The sequence below is a fragment of the Nonomuraea sp. B208 genome, assembly GCF_057536035.1.
This window is the reverse complement of the sequence record NZ_BAAJOU010000030.1, coordinates 269,942-288,523: the sequence shown is the minus strand read 5'-3', so window position 1 is coordinate 288,523 and position 18,582 is coordinate 269,942. Positions and strand designations below refer to the sequence as shown.

Sequence of the window (18,582 nt, the reverse complement as noted above, 5' to 3'; positions counted from 1 at the left end):
GACCAACGTCCCCTAAATCGTGGTCCAAATCACACCGAGGAGCGCCTTGCCGTGATTCCCGCCAGGCCGGCGCAGATCAAGTCACCCAGAATGATGACAATCCGGGACGAAAGGGCCACCGCGATGGCGGCGCCGCCCGAAACGTGCGGCGCCAGCACGGCCACCATGGCGACCTCCCGCACCCCCGCGCCCGCCGGCACGACGAAGGTCAGGATGCCGAGGCACCACGACAGCGCGAACGCCCCCACCGCGAACACCAGCCCGCCCTGCGGCACGACGAAGTAGAGGTGCACGCCGTAGGCGATCCACCCGGCCAGCGCCCAGCCGAGCGCGGCGAGCATGCCCCGGCGGGTGAGCGGCCGCTCCAGGGGCTCCCGCTTCAGCTTGCGCAGCCCGAACGCGATCACCGCGTTGATGACCTTGGGCTCCAGCAGCACCAGCAGCGCCGGCAGGGCCAGCAGCAGCCAGCCATAACGGTCCCAGCCCAGCGTGCCGAGCGTCACCAGCAGACCGGTGGCGAGCTGGATCGGCATCATCAGGAAGAACGCCGCCGCGCTGCGCGCCCTGGGCACGCCGAGGTCGCGGCCCATCTCCATCTGCGCGAGCACCGGCCAGAGCGCGCCCGGGATGTACTTGCCGAGCTGCCCCACGAAGAACACCTTGGCCGCCGGCCGGAGCGGCAGCGGCGAGCCCAGGTCGGACAGCAGCGTGCGCCAGGTGAGCATGGCCCCGAGCAGCGCGGCCACCACGGCCACCAGCGACCCGGCCAACGCGGGCGCCGACAGCCGGGCGAACCCGGCCACCACGCCGTCCCACTCCCGCGCCACCGCCCAGCCGCCGAACCCGAGCGCGACCAGCAGGAACGCGACCCGGATCAGCCCCCGCGCCCCCCGCGGGCGGCGCTTCCGCACGACGACCTCGCCGGTGGCCTGGCTCTCCTCGGCTTTCACAGCGGCCGGACCCGCTCGGGCGGCTGCGGCAACGCCGCCCCCACGGGCCGCGCCGGCCGCTTGGTCGCCACCCACAGGTAGGTCGGCACCACAGGCAGCAGCAGCCGCAGCACCGCGCGCGGCGTCCGGGCGAGCACCGTGCGCACGACCTTGCCGAGCACGCCGGGGAACAGCTCTCCCCCGGCGAACTTCGTGGGCGTGGCCAGCACCGGGAAGGTGTAGTCCCAGACGTGGAAGGCCCGCAGCATCCTGCGCAGCCCGCGCCGGGTGCGGAAACGCTCGTAGTAGTGGTCGGCCCGGCCGGAGGCGCGCACGTAGCGGTCGGCCAGCGCGGGCGGCAGGTAGGACAGGAACGGCAGCTTGTAGTGCGGCTCCATGACCCCGAGCCGGTTGCCCAGCCCCAGGTAGAGCACCCCGTCGTCGGACAGCACCCGGTGCATCTCGGCCACCACCGCGTCGGGGTCGACCACGTGCTCGTAGATGTGGTTGAACACCAGCACGTCCACCGAGCCGTCGGGGAACGGCAGCGCGGTGCCGTCGCCGCACACGAACGCCACCCGCCCGCCGAACCGGTCGGCCGCCTTACGCAGCCCCGGCACGTCGATGTCGACGCCCATCGTGTGCTTGGCGCCGGCCTGGGCCAGCTCGTCGGCGATGAACCCGGCCGAACAGCCGATGTCGGCCACGGTCAGCCCGCCGAGCGGCCCGCGGAAGTGCTCCAGCACGGCGATGATCTTCGCCGCCTTCCGCCGCCGCTTGCCCTCGTCGAGCATGGCGGACTGGAACTCCGAGTATGCGAGCTGCGCGACGCGTTGCTTCCCCACGGGGCCCCACAGTACCCACCTTCGGACGGGCTTGAGGTCGGACGCGGGTCTCTGGCACTCACCGGCGTGACGCGCGTAGCCTGAGCGAATGCTCCGCCGGCTGCTGCGCATCGTCCTCGCCCTGGTCGCCATCGGGTTCCTCGGCTACGGCCTGGCCCGCAACTGGGACGACACCACCACGGCGCTGGCCGCGCTGTCGCCGTGGGCGGTGCTCGGGTCGTTCCTCGCGGTGATGCTCGGCCAGTTCTTCATGCTGGTCGCCTGGCGGGAGATCATGGCGGGGCTCGGCACGCGGGTGCCGCTGCGGATCGCCGGGCGGATCATGTTCGTGGGCCAGCTCGGCAAGTACATCCCGGGCGCGGTGTGGGCGTACGCGGCGATGATGGACCTCGGCCGCGACCACGGCAGCCCGCCGCGCCGGACGTTCGCCACCATCTCGCTCGGACTGGTGATCAACATCGGGGTGGCGATCTCGATCGCCGCGGCCACGCTGGGCTCGCTGGAGGCGGTGCGCGAGGCGTGGTACCTCGTGCTGCTGGTTCCCGTGATCATCGTGTGCCTGCATCCGAAGGTGCTGGGCTGGGGGCTCAACCTGGCGCTGCGCCTGGCGCGGCGCGAGCCGCTGGAGAGCGTGCTGCCCGGCCGCACCGTGGTCGTCGCGGTGGCCTGGACGGTGCTCGGCTGGTTCGTCTACGGCGTGCACATCTGGCTGCTCACCGGCCGGACCGACCTCTACCTGGCGGGCACCGGGGCCTACGCCTTCGCCTGGGCGACCGGCATCCTCACCGTCGTGGTGCCGGCCGGCGTGGGCATCAGGGAGGGCGCGCTGGTGCTGGTGCTCGGGCCGGTCATCGGCACCGCGCCGGCGCTGGCGGTGGCCATCGTGTCGCGGCTGGCGTTCACGCTGGCCGACGCCGCGCTGGCCGGGGTGTCGTTCCTGCTGGGCCGTCAGGCCCGGCCGGTGTCCAGCAGCGCCGCCGTGTACGCCGACCAGAACGGCTCGGGATCGACCGCCTTGACCCCCGACCGCAACCTCTCGGGCTCGCCGGAGGCGTAGAAGCGCTCGATGGCCGCGCGCAGCGCGCCGGCGTCGCCCGGCTCGACGAGCAGCCCGTCCACGCCGTCGGTCACGTGGTCGGCGAGCGCGCCCACCCGCGTGGCGATCACCGGGACGCCGTGCTCGTGCGCCAGCCACACGTTCTGGCTGGCGGTGGCGCTGCGGTAGGGCAGCACGAGGGCGTCGGCGGCGGCGAACAGCTTCGGCACGTCGTCGGCGGGCACGTAGCCGGGCCGCAGCTCCACCCGGTCGCCGAGGCCGAGCTCGCGGATCAGCGCCTCGGTCTCGTCCAGCCCGCCCCAGAACTCCCCGGCGACGGTCAGCGAGACGCCCTCGGGCAGCGCCCGCAGCAGCAGGTCCAGCCCCTTGTACGGGCGCACCATGCCGAAGAACAGCAGCCGCTTGCGCACCTCCGCCGATCCCGCGGCCCCGGTCACGGGCAGGTGCGGCGGCAGCCCGGCCACCCGTACCGGCGTGGCGGCCAGCCCGCGGGCCAGCCCGGCCTGCTCCTCGGAGTGGGCGAGCACCGCGTCCACCCGCTTGAGCAGCGCCTTCATGAGCGGCCTGTCGTACGGCTTGCGCTCGTGCGGCAGCACGTTGTGGCAGAGGGCGAGCGCGGGGGCGCGGCGGCCGAGGCCGGCGAGGATGCCCAGGTAGGCCGGGACCTGCACCGGGCTCAGCACGGCCAGCACCACCAGGTCGGCGGCGCGCATCCGCCGCCCGGCGGCCAGCCACCCGTCGGGGCGGCGCCAGTCGAGCCGGCGCGCGGTCGCCGGATAGGGGGTGCCCTCGGGCGCGGAGATGGTCTGCTGCCCCGGGTAGAGGAACGACGGGTATTGCGCCCGCCAGGACTCGATCACCACGTCGTGCCCCAGCGCGGCCAGCCGGTGCGCCAGCTCGGTCGTGTGCTGCGCCCCGCCCCCTTTGTACGGGTAAGTCGGCCCGACGATCGCGATCCGCACGCGCCTACTCTCCCCGCGAGCGCACGATCAGGTCGGCCAGCAGCGCCACGGCCCCGATGAGCATCCCGGACAGGAAGATCATGACGGTGTTGGCCGGGAAGTAGAAGGGGTGCTGGATCATGTCCCAGACGCCCTTGACGAACCCGATGCCGACCAGCCAGAGCGCGGGCGGCATGAGCACCTTGAGCGGGTTGAAGTACATGATCATCCGCAGCACCTGCAGGATGTAGCGGTAGGCGTCGGAGACGAAGCTGAACTTCGACTTGCCGGCCCGCTTGGCGTACTCGATGGGCAGGTAGTAGATGTCGTGCTGGTTGGACAGGAACGACAGCGTGATCGTCGTGACGCAGGAGAACCCGGGGGGCAGCAGCCGCAGGTAGGGCTTGGCCACCGACTTGCGGAAGGCGCGCAGCCCCGAGTTGAGGTCGGGGATCTTCTGCCCGGCCAGCATCTCGGCGACCTTGCGGATCACGAACTTGGCCGGCACCCGCAGCAGCTTGTGCGAGCCCTCCTCGCTGGTGCGCGCGCCCACCACCTGGTCGATCGTGGGGTCCTTGTCGAGGATCTGCACCAGGTCGGGGATGCGGTCGTTGGGGTAGGTCATGTCGGCGTCGGTCCAGACGACGATCTCGCCCCTGGCGTCCTGGCTGCCGATGCGGCGCACGGTGCCGGAGCCGCCGTTGCGGTGGAAGGCGCGCACCCGCAGGTGGGGGTAGGCGGGCGCGGCCTCGTGCAGGCGGGCCAGCGTGTCGTCGGTGGAGCAGTCGTCGATGGCGACCAGCTCGTAGGTGTAGCCGCTGGAGTCCATGGCCCTGGTGATGCGCTCGACCTCGTCGATGACGTGGTCCTGCTCGTTGTAGCAGGGCAGGACGATGGTGACGTACGGCGCTTCTTCCACGGCAGGTCCACTCTTGGGGGTCTCTAGCGTGCTCACAGGGATCGAGGTTACCGGAGGTCCGCAGAAAGCCTCGGCCTTAAGCTTCAGGCCGGGGATGAATGCGGTCCCCCTTGGGGATGGCCCGCCGTAGGCAGAGCAGCCCGGAGCGCGGACCTGGAACCTCAGATGTGGCGGCGCTGCTGTTCGATATACGCCTTGATGATCGATAGTGGCGCTCCGCCACAGGAGGCGGCGAAGTAGCTGGGTGACCAGAAGGGGCCGTGCGTGATGGCAGGGTTGACCTGGCCGGTGAACTCCTTGCGCAGGTAGTGCGAGGAGACGCCTTTCGACGAGTTGACGAGTTTGCTGATCGCGACCTTGGGCGGGTAGTGGATGAGCAGGTGGACGTGGTCGTGTTCGTCGTTGAACTCGCGCAGTTCGGCCTCGAAACTGTCGCACACCTCGATCATGATGTCTTCGCAGCGGCGCAGCATCACGTCGTCGAACACGTTTCCGCGATATTTGGTGACAAAGACCAGATGGACGTGCAGCGCGGAAACCACGTTTTCTGCCTCGCCGGTATTCCACATCCTGGCTCATAGACCGGACGATAATGTGTTCGAGTCGGTGAGTCGTGAGCGTCCCGTGGAAGAGGGGGTGTCGCGCATGTTGACGGGCCGGAAGTACCGCCTGGAGTTCGACTTCGGGCAGCGGGCGTTCGCCGAAAGGCTGGCCGGAATCTGCCGGGCCGTGTGGAACACCGGTCTCGAACAACGGCGGGAATACCGGCGACGCGGGCAGTGGATCACCTATGCCGAGCAGTGCAGGCAACTCGCCGACGCCCCCGCCCAGGTGATCCAGCAGACCCTCAAAGACCTGGACCAGGCGTGCCGCAAACATGGCGCCTGGACGGTGCACTGGAAGTCGAAGGCGAAGTGGCGGCCCTCGTTCCGGTTCCCCACCGCCAGACATTTGCCCGTGGAGCGGATCAACCGCAAGTGGGGGCGAGTCTTCCTGCCCAAGTTCGGGTGGACGCGGTTTCGGATGTCGCGCCCGCTCGGGGGAAGCGTCAAGTCCGCGACCGTGTCCCGGGACGGCAGGCACTGGTTCATCAGCTTCCTGATCGACGATGGGATCGCCGAGCGTGAGGAACACGCCTGCCCTCAATGGGTGGGCGTGGACCGGGGGGTGGTCACGGCCGCCGTGACCTCGGACGGGGAGTTCTTCGACCGTCGCCACGCCGGAAGCGACGGTGTCTCCTCCAGGCAGCTGCCACGGGAGACGGAACAGGACCGAAAGGACGACCCCGGGTATCTCACGCCCGGCGAAGCGGAACGGTATCTACGGCTGCAACGCCGGCTCGCCCGCACGAAGAAGGGGTCGAAGCGGCGCAAGGCGGTCACGGCCGCGATGAGTGAGATCATGCGGCGAGTCCGGTGGCGGCGCGCCGACTTCAACGCCCAAGCCGCGCACCGGCTCACCCGCGGGTACGGGCATGTGGTCATCGAAGACCTGAACACCAAGGGCATGAGCGCGGCCGTCAAGCCCAGGCCCGACCCCGGCCGGCCGGGCAGGTTCCTGCGCAACGGCGCGGCGGCCAAGTCCGGGCTCAACAAGGCGATTCTCGACAAGGGCTGGTACGGCCTGGAAGTCGCTCTGCGCTCCAAGGCGCGCTACACCGGCAGCGTCATCCATGAGATCAACCCCGCGTACACGTCCCAGACGTGCCCGGAACCCGCGTGCGGGAAGGTGGACGAGAAGAGCCGCAAGAGCCAAGCGATCTTCTCCTGCACTTCTTGCGGGCACACCGAGCACGCCGACATCGTCGGGGCGAAGAACGTCAAGAGCAAAGGACAGGCGGCCGGGCTGGCCGTCTCAGGGCGTGGAGACCCACCCGGGTCCGTGAAACGTCAAGCACCCCGTTCCACGGCACGGGCCGCGCAAGCGGCACGAGCTGCCGCATAGCGGCACGGGAATCCCCGTCCCTTCAGGGCGGGGAGCAGGTCAATGTGCCCGTCCAGGGGAAGAAGCGTGCACATCGGCTGCTTCGGGGACGGCCATCCACACGTTCATCCGCAGCGACCACGTGCCGTCCGGAGGGCTCACGAGCGAGCGTTCGTCCTGGCGGGCGGTGAGCGCGAAGACCTGCACGGGAGTGCCGTACCTCGCGACCTGGTCGGCCTCGGCGGCCAGCACGACCGGCACCCGGCCGGCCGCCCGCACCCGCTCCGCGAGCCGCCGCGTCTCGTCGTCGCGTGCCACGTCCATGCCGTCCGGCCGCAGCACGCGGGCGGTCGGCCGGTCGCACATCCCCCGTACGACCTGGGTGAACCGCTCGCCGGTGACCCGCTCGACGATCAGCACCGACGCCCGTTCGGGCAGCCGCGCGCACATGGCGGCCACGGCTGCCGCCTCGCCCCGCTCGATCGGCGTGAACGCGGTGCCGATCGAGGTCACGGCGGGCGGGACCAGCACGGCCACGACCGCGAGCGCGCTCACCCAGCGCCGGCCGCCGGTCCACGCCCGCAGCCGGTCCAGCCCGTACGCGGCCAGCACCACCAGCCCCGGGATCACGACCGGGACCAGGCGGCGGGCGGCCCACGGATGGTCGGGCGTGATCTCGGGCCGGACCAGCGTGGTGACCGTCGTCCAGCCGATCACCGCGAGCGGCAGCAGCCAGGCGAACGGCGTGCCGTCGCGCAGCAGCCGCCGGGTGAGCAGCGCCGCCGCGAGCGTGGCCAGCACGAGCGCGGGGAGGCCGACGTACCAGGCGACCCAGTGCAGCGACTGCTCGAAGTAGAGGCGGCGGCCGTCCACCGGCAGGCCGTTGGCCCGCTGGATGGCCTCGATCATGTCGAACGTGCGCCGGTCGTCGTCGGTCACCGGGGCGCGGGTGACGGTCTGGAACCACGGGCGGGCGTACAGCGCGGCCATGAGCAGCACGACCAGCCCCGCCCCCGCCGCCGGCGCCCAGCGCGGCGCCCGCAGGCGGGCCAGGAGCGGCGCGGCGGCCGTGCCGGCCGCGGTGAGCACGAGCACGGCGGCGCAGATCAGCAGCAGCGGCCGCACCGAGCCCGACAGGTAGTTCAGATAGGACCGCGCCAGCAGGTACGCCGCCAGCAGCCCGAGCCCCGCCCCTGCCGCCAGCCCGGCCAGCAGCGGCGGCCCGAGCGCCCCCCGCGGCCGGCCGGCCCGCCGCATCGCGACCAGCAGCCCCGCGAAGGCCAGCACCGGCAGCACGTCCCGCAGCCCGTCGATCCGCACCAGCACCGCCAGCCCGAACACCAGGCCCGCCAAGAAGCCCCGCCACCGGCCGGCCCGCTCCAGCGCGTCGTACGTCAACGCCAGCCCGCCGAACAGCAGGATCAGCGACGGGATCTCGCTGAACGTGGTCCGCGAGGTGTAGAGGACCGGCAGGCTGACCGCGAACGCCGCCGCCGCGACCGGCGCCCACCGCGCCCCCGCCAGCCGCGCGGTCACCCCTGCCACGGCGAGCACGGCGAGCGCCCCCAGCACGGCGGGCATCACGAACGGCACGCCCAGCCAGTCGCCGGGCGCGAACAGCATCGGCGCTCCCGGCATGAACTGCGGCGCCACGCCCCCGTCCACCCGGTAGAACCCGACGCTCTCGAAGACCAGCGCGGGATCGGCCCCGCCGAACGCCTCGGGGCGCACGTCGATCGGCAGCGCGCCGTGGCGGGCGATCCAGGCGGTGTACTGGGCGTAGGTCGCCGGGTCGCGCCGGACGGCCAGTTGCTCGCTGTGCAGGAGGGCGTTGAACACGCCCGACGCCACGGCGATCACCGCCACCGCCGCGACCTGCCACCAGGCGGTCTCCCCTACCACGGCGCGCGCCCGCGTTCCGGCCCAGGTCAGCAGGGCGGCGGCGGGCAGGCCGAGCAGCAGGGCGGGCAGCGGCGCGAAGCGGCCGAGCAGCAGCAGCGGCAGCCCGGCGAGCAGCCAGCCCGCCACGGCCAGCGCGGGCGCGACGGACAGCGCGGCGAGCGCCCGGCCGGGGAGGAGACGTTCCATCGAGCAGCGAGCGTATCCGGTCGCGCGGCGTGGAACCGGTACCGTACGGCACGTGCCGGAACTGGATCGGGAGGACGTGCGCGTGACGGAGGAGGTTCGCGCGGACGGGCCGGCGGCGCGGGAACAGGGGCGGGGACGGGGGCGGCGGCGGGTGCCGCGCGATCTGGGGTCCCTGGCCCGGCGGCACCGGTGGTTCCTGGTGGTGCTCGCGCTCGGCACGCTGCTCCGCGCCCTCGCCATGCTGGGCTACCGCCCTGCCCTGTGGTTCCCCGACACCTACACCTACGTCGTCACCGTCTTCCACCCGCGTCCCGACCTGGTCCGCCCGGCCGGCTACTCGATGTTCATCAAGCTGCTGGAGCCGCTGCACTCCTTCGCCGCCGTGGCGGCGGTCCAGCACCTGATGGGCCTGGCCGCCGGCGTGCTGATCTACCGGGTGGCCCGGCGGGCGCCGCGCTGGGCGGCGACGCTCGCCACGGTGCCGGTGCTGCTCGACGCCTACCAGGTCGAGCTGGAGCACCTGCTGGTGTCGGACACGCTGTTCATGTTCCTGGTGGTGTCCGCCGTGGCGCTGGGCGCCACCCGCCGTACGGGCGTGGCCGTCGCCATCGGCCTGCTGCTCGCCGCCGCCACCCTGACGAGGACCGTGGGGCAGCCGCTCATCGTGGTGTTCGCGGCCTGGTTCCTGCTGCGGCGGCGGTTCCGGCCCACCGGGGCGCTGCTGGCGGCGGCCCTGGTGCCGGTGGTCGCGTACGGGGCCTGGTTCTACGTCACGTACCAGCGGGTGGGCCTGGTCGGCGCGAACGGCGTCTTCCTGTACGCCCGCACGATGTCGTTCGCCGACTGCGCCAGGATGGACCCGCCCGCCGACCTGAAGGTCCTGTGCGACCCGCGCCCGCCGGAGCAGCGCCCGCCCTCGCAGGAGTACATCTGGGCCAAGGACGCCCCGATCGTGCGGTTGCCGGGCATCACCTTCACCAAGGAGACCGACGACCTCGCCGCCCGCTTCGCGGCGCGGGCGATCCTCACCCAGCCGCTCGACTACGCCGCCTCGGTCCTGGGGGAGCTGGCCCGTACGTTCCGCTGGGACCGGCCGGTCTACCCCGACCAGGAGATCTACGCCTACTACGAGTTCCCGGTCACGCCGCCGGGACCGCCCGGCCGCTATCCCGCGCAGCGGGGCGCGGAGTTCGCCCAGCGCTACGAGCAGGGCGCGATCGGCACGGAGATCGTCGAGCCCTACGCGGGATGGCTGCGGGCCTACCAGGGCATGGCGCGGCTGCCCGGCCCGGTGCTCCTGGCGGCCCTCCTGGTGCCCCCGGTCGCGGCGCTCAGGCGCAGGCGTTCGGGGGGACGGCTCGCCGGGGGCGCGTACTGGGCGCTGCCGTGGTCCACGGCGATCGTGCTGTTGATCACACCGGCCGCGGCGGCGGAGTTCGACTACCGGTACGTGCTGCCGGCCGTCCCCCTGGCGTGCCTGGCCGCGGCCCTCAGCATCCGCCCTGACCTGCGGTCAAACGCGGAGGGCGGCAAAGAGTTCGGCGATAATATTCCCCCTTATGTCCGGTCCTGAGTATGCTTCTCCGCGGAAACATCACGCCCAGGTCACGGTACTTTCCGGCGGTCGTCGCACCGGACACTCGGAACGTCACCTAATCTCATGGCGCGGCAGGACCAAGCCGGCGCACGGGCGCGAGGAACGAGGCCAGGGGGCGTATGAGTGACTACAGGATCGCGCCGGTAGTCGACACCGCGCAGCAGGGCTACCGCTCGGCGCCCACCCAGCCAGGCAGCAGGATGGCCCGCAGGGCCGCCGCCGGCGGCGGCGCGAGCCCCATGCCGCCGCCCCCTCCCCCTCCGCCCGGCGACGAGCCGCCGCGCGGCCGTCGCGGCGGCGGTGGCGGTGGCGGAGGCGGCAAGATGCGGGTGCTGGCCTGGGTCAGCATCGGCGTCACCACGGTCATGGTGGCGGGCTCGCTGACCGCCTACGCGACGTTCCGCGACGCCTTCGGCAACATCACCCAGAAGAGCGTCAAGGACGACATCATCAACCCCCGGCCCCCGGACACCGGCGCGCTCAACGTGCTGCTCGTCGGCTCCGACACGCGGGCGGGCGCGGGCAACGCGAGGTACGGCCAGCAGACCGCCCGGCTGGCCGACGCGGGCGGCAAGCGCACCGACACGATCATCCTCATGCACATCTCGCCCAACCGCGACAAGGCCCGGCTGATCAGCTTCCCGCGCGACTCCATGGTGCAGATCCCCAAGTGCAAGAACGAGACCACCAAGCAGGAGATGGCGCCGCGCCGTGACATGATCAACTCGGCGTACAACTCGGGCGGCGTCGCCTGCACGATCTCCACCATCGAGACCCTCACCGGCATCCGCGTCAACCACTTCGTCGAGGTCGACTTCAGCGGCTTCAAGAACATCGTGGACGCGCTCGGCGGCATCGAGATCTGCCTGAGGACCGCCGTCAACGACAAGGCCAGCAAGCTCGTCCTGCCCGCCGGCAAGAGCCGGCTCGACGGCGAGAAGGCGCTCGGCTACGTGCGTCTGCGCAAGTACGGCGACGGCAGCGACATCCAGCGCATCCGCCGCCAGCAGATCTTCCTCAGCAAGGTCGTCGCCAAGGCCACCAGCAGCGAGCTGCTCACCGACGTCGGCAAGCTCAGGGACTTCATCTCCGCCGCGGCCGGCTCGGTCACCATGGACCCCGAGCTCGCCAACGACCCCGAGCAGCTCATCGAGATCGCGACGAGCGCCAAGCAGCTCACGGCGGGCGGCGTGCAGTTCACCACCATCCCGTGGGTCCCCGACCCGGAGGACAAGAACCGCGTGGTGTGGAAGGAACCCGACGCCACCAAGCTGTTCACCTCGATCAAGACCGACACCGAGGTCGCCACCCCGGCCCCGTCGGCCAGCGCGGGCACCGGCAAGCCGAAGGTGACGATCAAGCCGGAGCAGGTCAAGGTGCAGGTGCTCAACGGCACCAAGACCGTCGGCAAGGCCCGCGAGGTCGCCGACCAGCTCGCCGAGCAGGGCTTCACCGTCGTCGGCCTCGGCAACTACGAGGCGCCGGGCGGCGTCGGCCTGGCCAAGACCGAGGTCCACTACGCCAAGACGACCGAGACGGCCCCCGACTACGCCGGCACGCTGGCGGGCGCGGTGCTGCCCAAGCCGACGGCGGCGTCGGGGCGGGTCAAGGTGACCAACCCGTCGGCGTACACGTCCACGACCGCCGCCGCGGGGGCCGCGCCGAAGGGCGCGCCGGTCATCCAGCTCGTGGTGGGCGAGGACTTCGACTCGGTCAAGGTCACCAAGCTGCCGGACAGTGTGAAGAACAGCACCATCACCGCCGCCGACCAGAAGAACGTCTGCACCTGAGGCTCCAAATTCGCTGTGTAACCCGGCATTCTGGGCGGCTGTCGGAGACAGGAACCGTACGGGCGGGATAATGTGTTGCGGGTCGGCGACGCAGCGCGACACCGGATCGTTACCGGATCATCACGTCTCGTTGGCGCCGTGCTCCCCGGCCCCTAGCGAAGCTGAGCGACTTCCCCCGTGTCTGACACCAGATTCTCCCGACCGGCCACGACTCCCGGGGGCCAGGCGGCTCCGGGCGAGGAAGGCGGCCCCGCCCAGACGGGCGCGCGGTGGCCGCTGCCGGAGGAGTCGATCTGGAGCGACCGCACCGACCCCGGCGTCGCAGGCCCCCAGGGCCCGCGCCCGCAGGGACCGGCCGCACAGGGACCAGCCCCGCAGGGAACGGCCGCACAGGGATCAGGCCCGCAGGGGCCGGCCCCGCAGAGGCCGGCCGCGCAAGGAGCGGGACCACAGGGACCGGGCTCGCACGCGGGTCCGCCCAACCGGGCCCCCGGCGCTCCCGCTCACCAAGGCACTCCGCCGCACGATCCCGCTCCTCGGGGGCCTGGCTCCGCTTTCCAGCGGCCCGCCGCCCCTGCCGGGCCGGCCGGCTACGCGGGTGCGCCGGGTGTCCCGGGCGCTCCTGCCGGGCGTCCAGGCCCGCCGCCGGGTGCCGGGAACGCCCGTCCGGACGGGCCCGCCACCGGGGCTGCCGCCGGGCCCGCCACCGGGGCTGCCGCCGGGCCCGCCACCGCCACCGGGGCCACCGCCCAGGCCGGGCCCGGTGAGGGCGCGGAGGCCGAGGCGCGGCCCGAGGCCGAGCCGCCGCGCCGCCGCCGCGACCCGTTCCTCGACAACGTCAAGTTCGTCCTGATCGCGCTCGTGGTCGTGGGCCACTCCCTGGTGCCCACGCTCGCCGCCGACAGCTCGCGGGCGCTCTACATCTTCATCTACACCTTCCACATGCCGCTGTTCGTGCTGATCAGCGGCTACCTGTCCAGGAACTTCTGGAACTCCAACGCCAAGACCAACAAGCTGGTCGACACGTTCCTGGTCCCGTACGTCATCGTCGAGGTCGGCTACGCCGCGCTCCGCACCGCGCTGGGCAGCAAGTGGAGCCTGACCATCATCGACCCGGCCTGGCTCAACTGGTATCTGCTGGCGCTGCTGTTCTGGCGCCTGTCCACACCGGTGTGGAAGCGCATGAAGTACCCGGTGCCGGTGGCGATCGCCATCTACCTGTTCGCCGGGTTCTCCCAGATCTCCGGTGACTTCAGCATGGACCGCTTCTTCGGCCTGATGCCGTTCTTCGTCATCGGCCTGGTCATGCAGCCCGAGCACTTCGAGATGCTCAACCGGCGCTGGATCAAGATCGTGTCGGTGTTCACGATCCTCGGCGCGGCCGCCGTGGCGATCCTCGTGGCCCCCCACATCAAGCTCGGCCCGTTCTACTACAAGAACAGCTACGCCGACCTCAACCTGTCCTGGTACATGGGCATCGGCCTGCGCACGGCGCTGCTGATCTGCGCGCTGGCGATGTGCTTCGCCGTGCTGGCGCTGGTGCCCCGGGGCGAGACGTGGTTCTCCGACCTCGGCACCCGCACGCTCTACTGCTACCTGCTGCACGGCGTCCCTGTGCTGATCGCCAAGGAGATGGGCTGGCTGGAGTTCCCGTGGCTGTTCGGGCCGCTGGGCGTGCTGGCCATCGCGTCCAGTTGCTTCGCGCTGGCGATCATCCTGTGCCTGCCGGAGACCAGGACCCTCTTCAAGTGGGTGCTGGAGCCACGCCTGACCTGGCTCTACCGGCGGCCGTCGGCGAAGCTGAGCGCCGGAAGTTAGGCGAGCGTTCCACCCGAGTTCACGCCCGTGACCGTGTGGGCGCGGAGCATCGACACATGCGCGCATGTGTCGCCACCACCGTCCATCATCCCGAGGACGCCCGGATCATGCACCGGCAGATCCGGGCGCTGCTCGACGCGGGCCACGAGGTGACCTACGTCGCGCCGTTCACCTACCACAACGTGACCCCGGCGGCCGGGCTGACGCCGGTGGACGTGCCCCGCCGCGCCTCGCTCCGGAGGGCCCACGCCGCGCTCAGGCGCGCGCTCAGGGACGCGGACCTGCTCGTCGTCCACGAGCACCGGCTGCTGCGGGCGCTGCCGCACCGGCGCCCACCGGTCGTCTGGGACGTACGCGAGCGGGTCACGCCCCGCCGCCTCGCCCGCGCGGAGCGGCGGCACCGGATCGTCACCTCGGCGGAGGTGCCGGAGGCCACGTTCGTCGCCGCCGAGCCGCCGCCGCCCGGCGACGCCAGGATCGTGCACCTCGGCCGCCTCGCCGCCGACCGGGGCGTGACGGAGCTGATCGCCCTGGCCGAGCGCCTGGCCCCGCACGGGGTCCGGCTCGATCTCATCGGCCCGGCCGAGCCCGGTGTGCGCCCGCTGCTGCGCGACGCCCAGCGGGTCGGCCTGCTCGACTGGTACGGCTACGTGCCGCTCCGCCACGCCCTGCGCATGGCCGAGGGCGCGCTCGCCGGGCTGTCGCTGGCGGACGAGACGGTGCCGTGGCTGCCGACGAAGATCCTCGACTACATGGGCCGTGGCCTCCCGGTGGTCACCACTCCCCAGGGCGCGGCCCCTGTGGAGTCCGCCGCGTGCGGCCTGGTCGTGCCCCGGGACGTGGACGCCGTGCTGAACGCCGTGCTCGACCTCAAGGAGGACCCGGCCCGCCGGGCCGAGCTGGGGGCGCGCGGGCACGCCGAGGCCCGGCTGCGCCACCACTGGCCCGACCACGCGGCGGCCTTCGTGCGTCACGCCGAGTCGTGGGCGGGCCTCGGCGCCGCCCGCGTCCTCACGTCCGGGGTAGGCATCAGGGGCGCGGCGGGCATGGCGGCCCGGCGTGGCGGTTGATGTACTGAAGCCATGGCATCGCAACTGATCCAGGGCCGGACGGTCGAGTTCCCCGTCCGGGTGCGGGACGCGCAGGTGTGCAGTGCCGTCTACCCGGTCCGTGCCGACGCCGCGCGGGCGGTGATCGCCTACTCCGGCCTGGACGTGGCCGAGGCGCTGCCCGGCAAGGCCGTCTGCGTGCTGGTGTTCGTCGACTACCGCGACGGCGACCTCGACGCCTATCACGAGTTCGGCATGGCGTTCCTGGTCCGGCCGCCGGGCATGGCGGGCTCTCCTGGGCCGGGCGAGGTGCTGAGGGCGGGGGTGTTCGTGCACTGGCTGCCGGTGGACCAGGGGTTCACGCTGGAGGCCGGGCGGACGCTGTGGGGGTTCCCGAAGGAGCTGGCGGACATCGAGCTGCGGCTCGGGTCGCCGTACAAGCGGTGTGTGCTGCGCAAGGACGGCCGGCTCGTGCTCGACCTGCTGATCAAGCCCGGCGTCCCGGTGCCGGGGGCGACCGCGGTGACGCCCATGGACGCCTACACCCACCGCGACGGGGTCACCCGGCGGGTGCCGTGGTCCGTACGGGCCCGCGGCGCGCGGGTGCGGCCGGGCGGGGCGCTGATCCGCCTGGGCAACCACCCCATCGCCAAGGAGCTGAGCGAGCTGGGGCTGCCCAAGCGGGCGCTGTTCAGCACGACGGTCGCGCGGGCGCAGATGACCTTCGGCGAGGCGTCACCCGCCTGAGAGAGACGCAGCGGCTCAGACGATCGGCGGGCGGCCCAGCTTGACCATGCGCCACGCCGTGCGCCAGGCCATCGGCCGCCGCTCGCCGGCGGGCGTGCGCAGCCCCTCGGCGAAGCCGCGGAACCACGCCTTGATCGCGGTCGGCGAGCGGCGCTCGCGGATGAGCGTGAGCACGACCCAGTTGGTCAGGTAGAGCACCGCCAGCGGCCACGGCAGGTTGCGCCGCGCCAGCCAGACCCGGTTGCGGGCGTTGAGCCGGTAGAACTCGGCGTGCCGGGTGGGCGGCACCTGCGGGTGGTACATCACCGTCTCGGCGTCGTACTCGATGCGGTAGCCCTCGCCGAGCAGCCGCCAGGCCAGGTCGGTCTCCTCGTGGGCGTAGAAGAACCGCTCGGGCAGGCCGCCCACCTGGAGGAACGCCGAGCGCCTGATGGCCGAGGCGCCGCCGAGGAACGTGGTGACGGGCGAGGAGCGCTGCGGATCGCCGGCCCGCAGCCTCGGGACGTGGCGCCGCTGGCCGATGCCGCCGTCGGGGTCCATCACCCGGAAGGAGATCACCGCGAGGTCGGGCTCGGTGGCGAAGCGGTCGCGTACGTGGGCGACGACCTTCTGGTCGGCGTACCAGCCGTCGTCGTCGAGGAACAGCACGACGTCTCCGGAGCACTCCTCCACGCCGCGGTTGCGGCCGGCGGGGATGCCGGTGTTACGGTCGAGCCGGATCGATTTGACGACCGCGGACGACCCTTCGGGTGGCGTCGCCGACACCGCGGGCACGTCGGCGCCATTGCCCACGATCACCACCTCGACGTCGCCGTCGATCTGGTTGAGCGCGGACTCGACCGCCCGGTTCAGCTCCGCGACCCGGTTGCCCATGGTGAGGATGACGCACGAGATCTTCAACGAATCACTGTCCTGACGCGTTGAGAACACGGGCGGAGCATTCTTTCATGATCACCGAGTCTGGTCGCATGGTCCTGAATCTAGGGTGAGCTAAGCGTATCGGAACCGAGGGTGAACCCCCACCGAACCGACGACGTCCGATCAATACGACGGACGAGCGGCCGCTCCGGTTCCGACATCGGATCACGCCAGCCGCCGCGACGCCAGGATGCTGACCAAATGCAGGACGACTTGTAGGCAGGCCGCGACGAAGCAGGCCACCAGCAGCACCCTGGTCGCCGCGAGGTCGCCCCGCACCGCGTCGATCACGGCCGTGGCGAGGGCCAGCAGCGACAACTCGATCGGCTGCACGATGCGGTGGAACTTCGTGGCCGACAGGATGCGCCGCCCCAGCCCAAGCAGCCCGGAGCGGAACTGCACCGCGCCCGACTCCCCCGCCGCGGGCAGGCCGCCCTTGGCCCGCGCCACCTCGACCAGGTCGGTCTCGGCCTTGATGAGGATGGCGCCGAGCGCGGCGGCCACCCCCAGCACGGTGTACCAGTCGGGCAGCACGGCCGAGGCCCGCCAGCCCAGCCCGGCCAGCACGGCCGCCTCGGCGAAGTAGGCCCCCACCCGGTCGAGGTAGACGCCGGTCAGCGAGGTGCGGCCGGTCCAGCGGGCCAGCTCGCCGTCGGAGCAGTCGAGCAGCAGGTAGACCTGGATGAGCAGAGCGGCGGCCACGGCCGCCCAGAGCCCGGGCAGCGCGATCACGAACCCGGCCAGCACCCCGGCCACCGTCATCACCCAGGTGAGCTGGTTGGGCGTGACCCGGGTGCGCGCCATGAGCCAGGTGACGTAGATGGACAGGCGGCGCATGTAGAGCACGCCGGCCCAGTGCTCGCCGTTCCTGCGCTCCAGATGACCGGCGGGCTGGGCGACCCGCCGCAGCTCAGCTACCGAAGGTCCGGACATAGTCCGCCACCCGCTCACGGATCTCGTTGTCCTGCATGCGGAGGTGCTCCAGGATCGTGTAGCGGCCGGGACGGGTGGACGGAGCCAGCGCCACGGCCTCGGCGAACTGCTCGACGCTCAGCCCGATGTCGCCCGGCACCACCGGCAGCTCGTGCCGGCGCAGGCAGTCGACGACCTGCCTGGCCCGTGCCTCGTCCTCGCGGAGGAAGAAGCAGAAGGCGGAGCCGATGCCGGCGAGCTCGCCGTGGTTGGAGGTGCCGGGGAAGAGCTGATCCACGGCATGCAGGATCTCATGATCGCCGCCGCTCGCGGGCCGCGACGACCCGGCGATGACCATGGACATGCCCGACAGGATCAGGGACTCGGCCAGCACGGTCAGGAACGCGTCGGACTCGATGCCGTCCTGGCGGCCGACCAGCGCCTCGGCGGCGGTGCGCGCCATCGAGCAGGCCAGGCCGTCGATGGGCTCGCCGCGCTCGACGTTGCCGAGCTGCCAGTCCTCGATCGCCGACAGGTTGCTCACCACGTCGCCCACGCCTGCCCGGACCAGCGTGGGGGGCGCGGCGTGCACGAAGTCGAGGTCGACCAGGATGGCGAGCGGCATCGGCACGCCGAACGAGCCCTTGCCGCCCTCGTAGACGAGGGAGGCGGTGGGCGAGCAGATGCCGTCGTGGGAGAGGTTGGTGGCCACGGCGACCATCGGGATGCCGGCCAGCGAGGCGGCGTACTTGGTGGCGTCGATGGTCTTGCCGCCGCCCACGCCGACCACGACCTCGAAGGCGCTCTTGCGCAGGTCGGCCCCGAGCGAGACGGCCGCGTCGACCGTCCCGTCGGACACCCGGAACACCTCGGCCTCGTCGAGCTGCGGGGAGATCAGGCTCTCGATGTGGTCGCCCTGCCCCGGGCCGACGGCGACGGCGACCCGGCCGGAGGTCGCCACCCTGCTGTCGGCCAGCAGAGCGCCGAGCTCCGCCACGGCGCCCCGCCTGACCTGCATGGTCAGCGGCGCCGGCAACATCCTCGCCAGA

15 protein-coding genes and 1 pseudogene are annotated in these 18,582 nt (G+C 72.0%); 7 read left to right on the top strand and 9 right to left on the bottom strand.

Going from position 1 to position 18,582, the window contains the following annotated elements:
• Nucleotides 1–29: 29 nt before the first annotated feature.
• Both AC27IY_RS42940 and AC27IY_RS42935 read right to left on the bottom strand, forming a co-directional pair.
• On the bottom strand, nt 30–950 hold the full coding sequence (locus AC27IY_RS42940; protein WP_487181534.1) for a lysylphosphatidylglycerol synthase domain-containing protein: 921 nt from the start codon (nt 948–950) through the stop codon (nt 30–32).
• Nucleotides 947–1,774 (bottom strand): class I SAM-dependent methyltransferase, encoded by an 828-nt coding sequence (locus tag AC27IY_RS42935; protein ID WP_371250775.1) that lies wholly within the window; start codon nt 1,772–1,774, stop codon nt 947–949. The genes AC27IY_RS42940 and AC27IY_RS42935 overlap by 4 nt, the downstream gene beginning before the upstream one ends.
• An 88-nt stretch (nt 1,775–1,862) precedes the next feature.
• On the opposite strand from AC27IY_RS42935, the gene AC27IY_RS42930 reads away from it, so the two are divergent.
• A complete protein-coding gene (locus AC27IY_RS42930; protein WP_344210268.1) occupies nt 1,863–2,831 on the top strand; it encodes a lysylphosphatidylglycerol synthase domain-containing protein in 969 nt (322 codons plus the stop codon).
• On the opposite strand, the gene AC27IY_RS42925 is transcribed toward AC27IY_RS42930, so the two are convergent.
• The 3 genes and pseudogenes from AC27IY_RS42925 to tnpA form a co-directional block, all read right to left on the bottom strand.
• A complete protein-coding gene (locus tag AC27IY_RS42925; RefSeq protein WP_487181533.1) occupies nt 2,723–3,793 on the bottom strand; it encodes a glycosyltransferase family 4 protein in 1,071 nt (356 codons plus the stop codon). The genes AC27IY_RS42930 and AC27IY_RS42925 overlap by 109 nt on opposite strands.
• Before the next feature lie 4 nt (nt 3,794–3,797).
• On the bottom strand, nt 3,798–4,727 hold the full coding sequence (locus AC27IY_RS42920) for a glycosyltransferase family 2 protein (protein ID WP_423443504.1): 930 nt from the start codon (nt 4,725–4,727) through the stop codon (nt 3,798–3,800).
• A 125-nt stretch (nt 4,728–4,852) separates the two neighbouring features.
• Nucleotides 4,853–5,270 (bottom strand): annotated as a pseudogene (tnpA, locus tag AC27IY_RS42915) (IS200/IS605 family transposase).
• Between the two features lie 66 nt (nt 5,271–5,336).
• Here tnpA and AC27IY_RS42910 point away from each other — a divergent pair.
• Nucleotides 5,337–6,635 carry an RNA-guided endonuclease InsQ/TnpB family protein gene (locus AC27IY_RS42910; protein ID WP_487181639.1) on the top strand — a complete coding sequence of 433 codons (1,299 nt, stop codon included), beginning with the start codon at nt 5,337–5,339 and terminating at the stop codon, nt 6,633–6,635.
• A 39-nt stretch (nt 6,636–6,674) separates the two neighbouring features.
• Here the strand turns inward: AC27IY_RS42910 and AC27IY_RS42905 are convergent, their stop codons facing one another.
• A complete protein-coding gene (locus AC27IY_RS42905; RefSeq protein WP_487181532.1) occupies nt 6,675–8,702 on the bottom strand; it encodes a hypothetical protein in 2,028 nt (675 codons plus the stop codon).
• A 52-nt stretch (nt 8,703–8,754) separates the two neighbouring features.
• Here AC27IY_RS42905 and AC27IY_RS42900 point away from each other — a divergent pair, with 52 nt between their 5' ends.
• The 5 genes from AC27IY_RS42900 (at nt 8,755) to AC27IY_RS42880 (ending at nt 15,703) form a co-directional block, all read left to right on the top strand.
• Nucleotides 8,755–10,275 carry an ArnT family glycosyltransferase gene (locus tag AC27IY_RS42900; protein ID WP_487181531.1) on the top strand — a complete coding sequence of 507 codons (1,521 nt, stop codon included), beginning with the start codon at nt 8,755–8,757 and terminating at the stop codon, nt 10,273–10,275.
• 143 nt (nt 10,276–10,418) lie between these two features.
• A complete protein-coding gene (locus tag AC27IY_RS42895) occupies nt 10,419–12,089 on the top strand; it encodes an LCP family protein (protein ID WP_487181530.1) in 1,671 nt (556 codons plus the stop codon).
• A gap of 177 nt (nt 12,090–12,266) precedes the next feature.
• Complete coding sequence (locus tag AC27IY_RS42890; RefSeq protein ID WP_487181529.1) at nt 12,267–13,907, top strand: acyltransferase family protein; 1,641 nt, start codon at nt 12,267–12,269, stop codon at nt 13,905–13,907.
• A 56-nt stretch (nt 13,908–13,963) separates the two neighbouring features.
• Nucleotides 13,964–14,977, top strand: a complete 1,014-nt coding sequence (locus tag AC27IY_RS42885; protein WP_487181528.1) for a glycosyltransferase — start codon at nt 13,964–13,966, stop codon at nt 14,975–14,977.
• 12 nt (nt 14,978–14,989) lie between these two features.
• A complete protein-coding gene (locus AC27IY_RS42880; RefSeq protein WP_344210284.1) occupies nt 14,990–15,703 on the top strand; it encodes an acetoacetate decarboxylase family protein in 714 nt (237 codons plus the stop codon).
• 15 nt (nt 15,704–15,718) lie between these two features.
• Here AC27IY_RS42880 and AC27IY_RS42875 read toward each other — a convergent pair whose 3' ends face one another.
• From AC27IY_RS42875 to AC27IY_RS42865, 3 genes are all read right to left on the bottom strand, one after another.
• Entirely contained in the window at nt 15,719–16,603 is an 885-nt protein-coding gene (locus AC27IY_RS42875) for a glycosyltransferase family 2 protein (protein WP_364449921.1), read from the bottom strand.
• 183 nt (nt 16,604–16,786) lie between these two features.
• Entirely contained in the window at nt 16,787–17,554 is a 768-nt protein-coding gene (locus AC27IY_RS42870; RefSeq protein WP_329584760.1) for a CDP-alcohol phosphatidyltransferase family protein, read from the bottom strand.
• Nucleotides 17,532–18,572 carry an iron-containing alcohol dehydrogenase family protein gene (locus AC27IY_RS42865; protein WP_364450166.1) on the bottom strand — a complete coding sequence of 347 codons (1,041 nt, stop codon included), beginning with the start codon at nt 18,570–18,572 and terminating at the stop codon, nt 17,532–17,534. Before AC27IY_RS42865 ends, AC27IY_RS42870 begins: the two co-directional genes overlap by 23 nt.
• Between the last annotated feature and the right edge of the window lie 10 nt (nt 18,573–18,582).

Bases quoted from the DNA above. Each gene is read 5' to 3' on its own strand.
- AC27IY_RS42930 (WP_344210268.1), top strand. From the start codon at position 1,863: ATGCTCCGCCGGCTGCTGCGCATCGTCCTCGCCCTGGTCGCCATCGGG.
- AC27IY_RS42885 (WP_487181528.1), top strand. From the start codon at position 13,964: ATGCGCGCATGTGTCGCCACCACCGTCCATCATCCCGAGGACGCCCGG.
- AC27IY_RS42895 (WP_487181530.1), top strand. From the start codon at position 10,419: ATGAGTGACTACAGGATCGCGCCGGTAGTCGACACCGCGCAGCAGGGC.
- AC27IY_RS42870 (WP_329584760.1), bottom strand. From the start codon at position 17,554: ATGTCCGGACCTTCGGTAGCTGAGCTGCGGCGGGTCGCCCAGCCCGCC.
- AC27IY_RS42880 (WP_344210284.1), top strand. From the start codon at position 14,990: ATGGCATCGCAACTGATCCAGGGCCGGACGGTCGAGTTCCCCGTCCGG.
- AC27IY_RS42865 (WP_364450166.1), bottom strand. From the start codon at position 18,572: ATGTTGCCGGCGCCGCTGACCATGCAGGTCAGGCGGGGCGCCGTGGCG.
- AC27IY_RS42905 (WP_487181532.1), bottom strand. From the start codon at position 8,702: ATGGAACGTCTCCTCCCCGGCCGGGCGCTCGCCGCGCTGTCCGTCGCG.
- AC27IY_RS42910 (WP_487181639.1), top strand. From the start codon at position 5,337: ATGTTGACGGGCCGGAAGTACCGCCTGGAGTTCGACTTCGGGCAGCGG.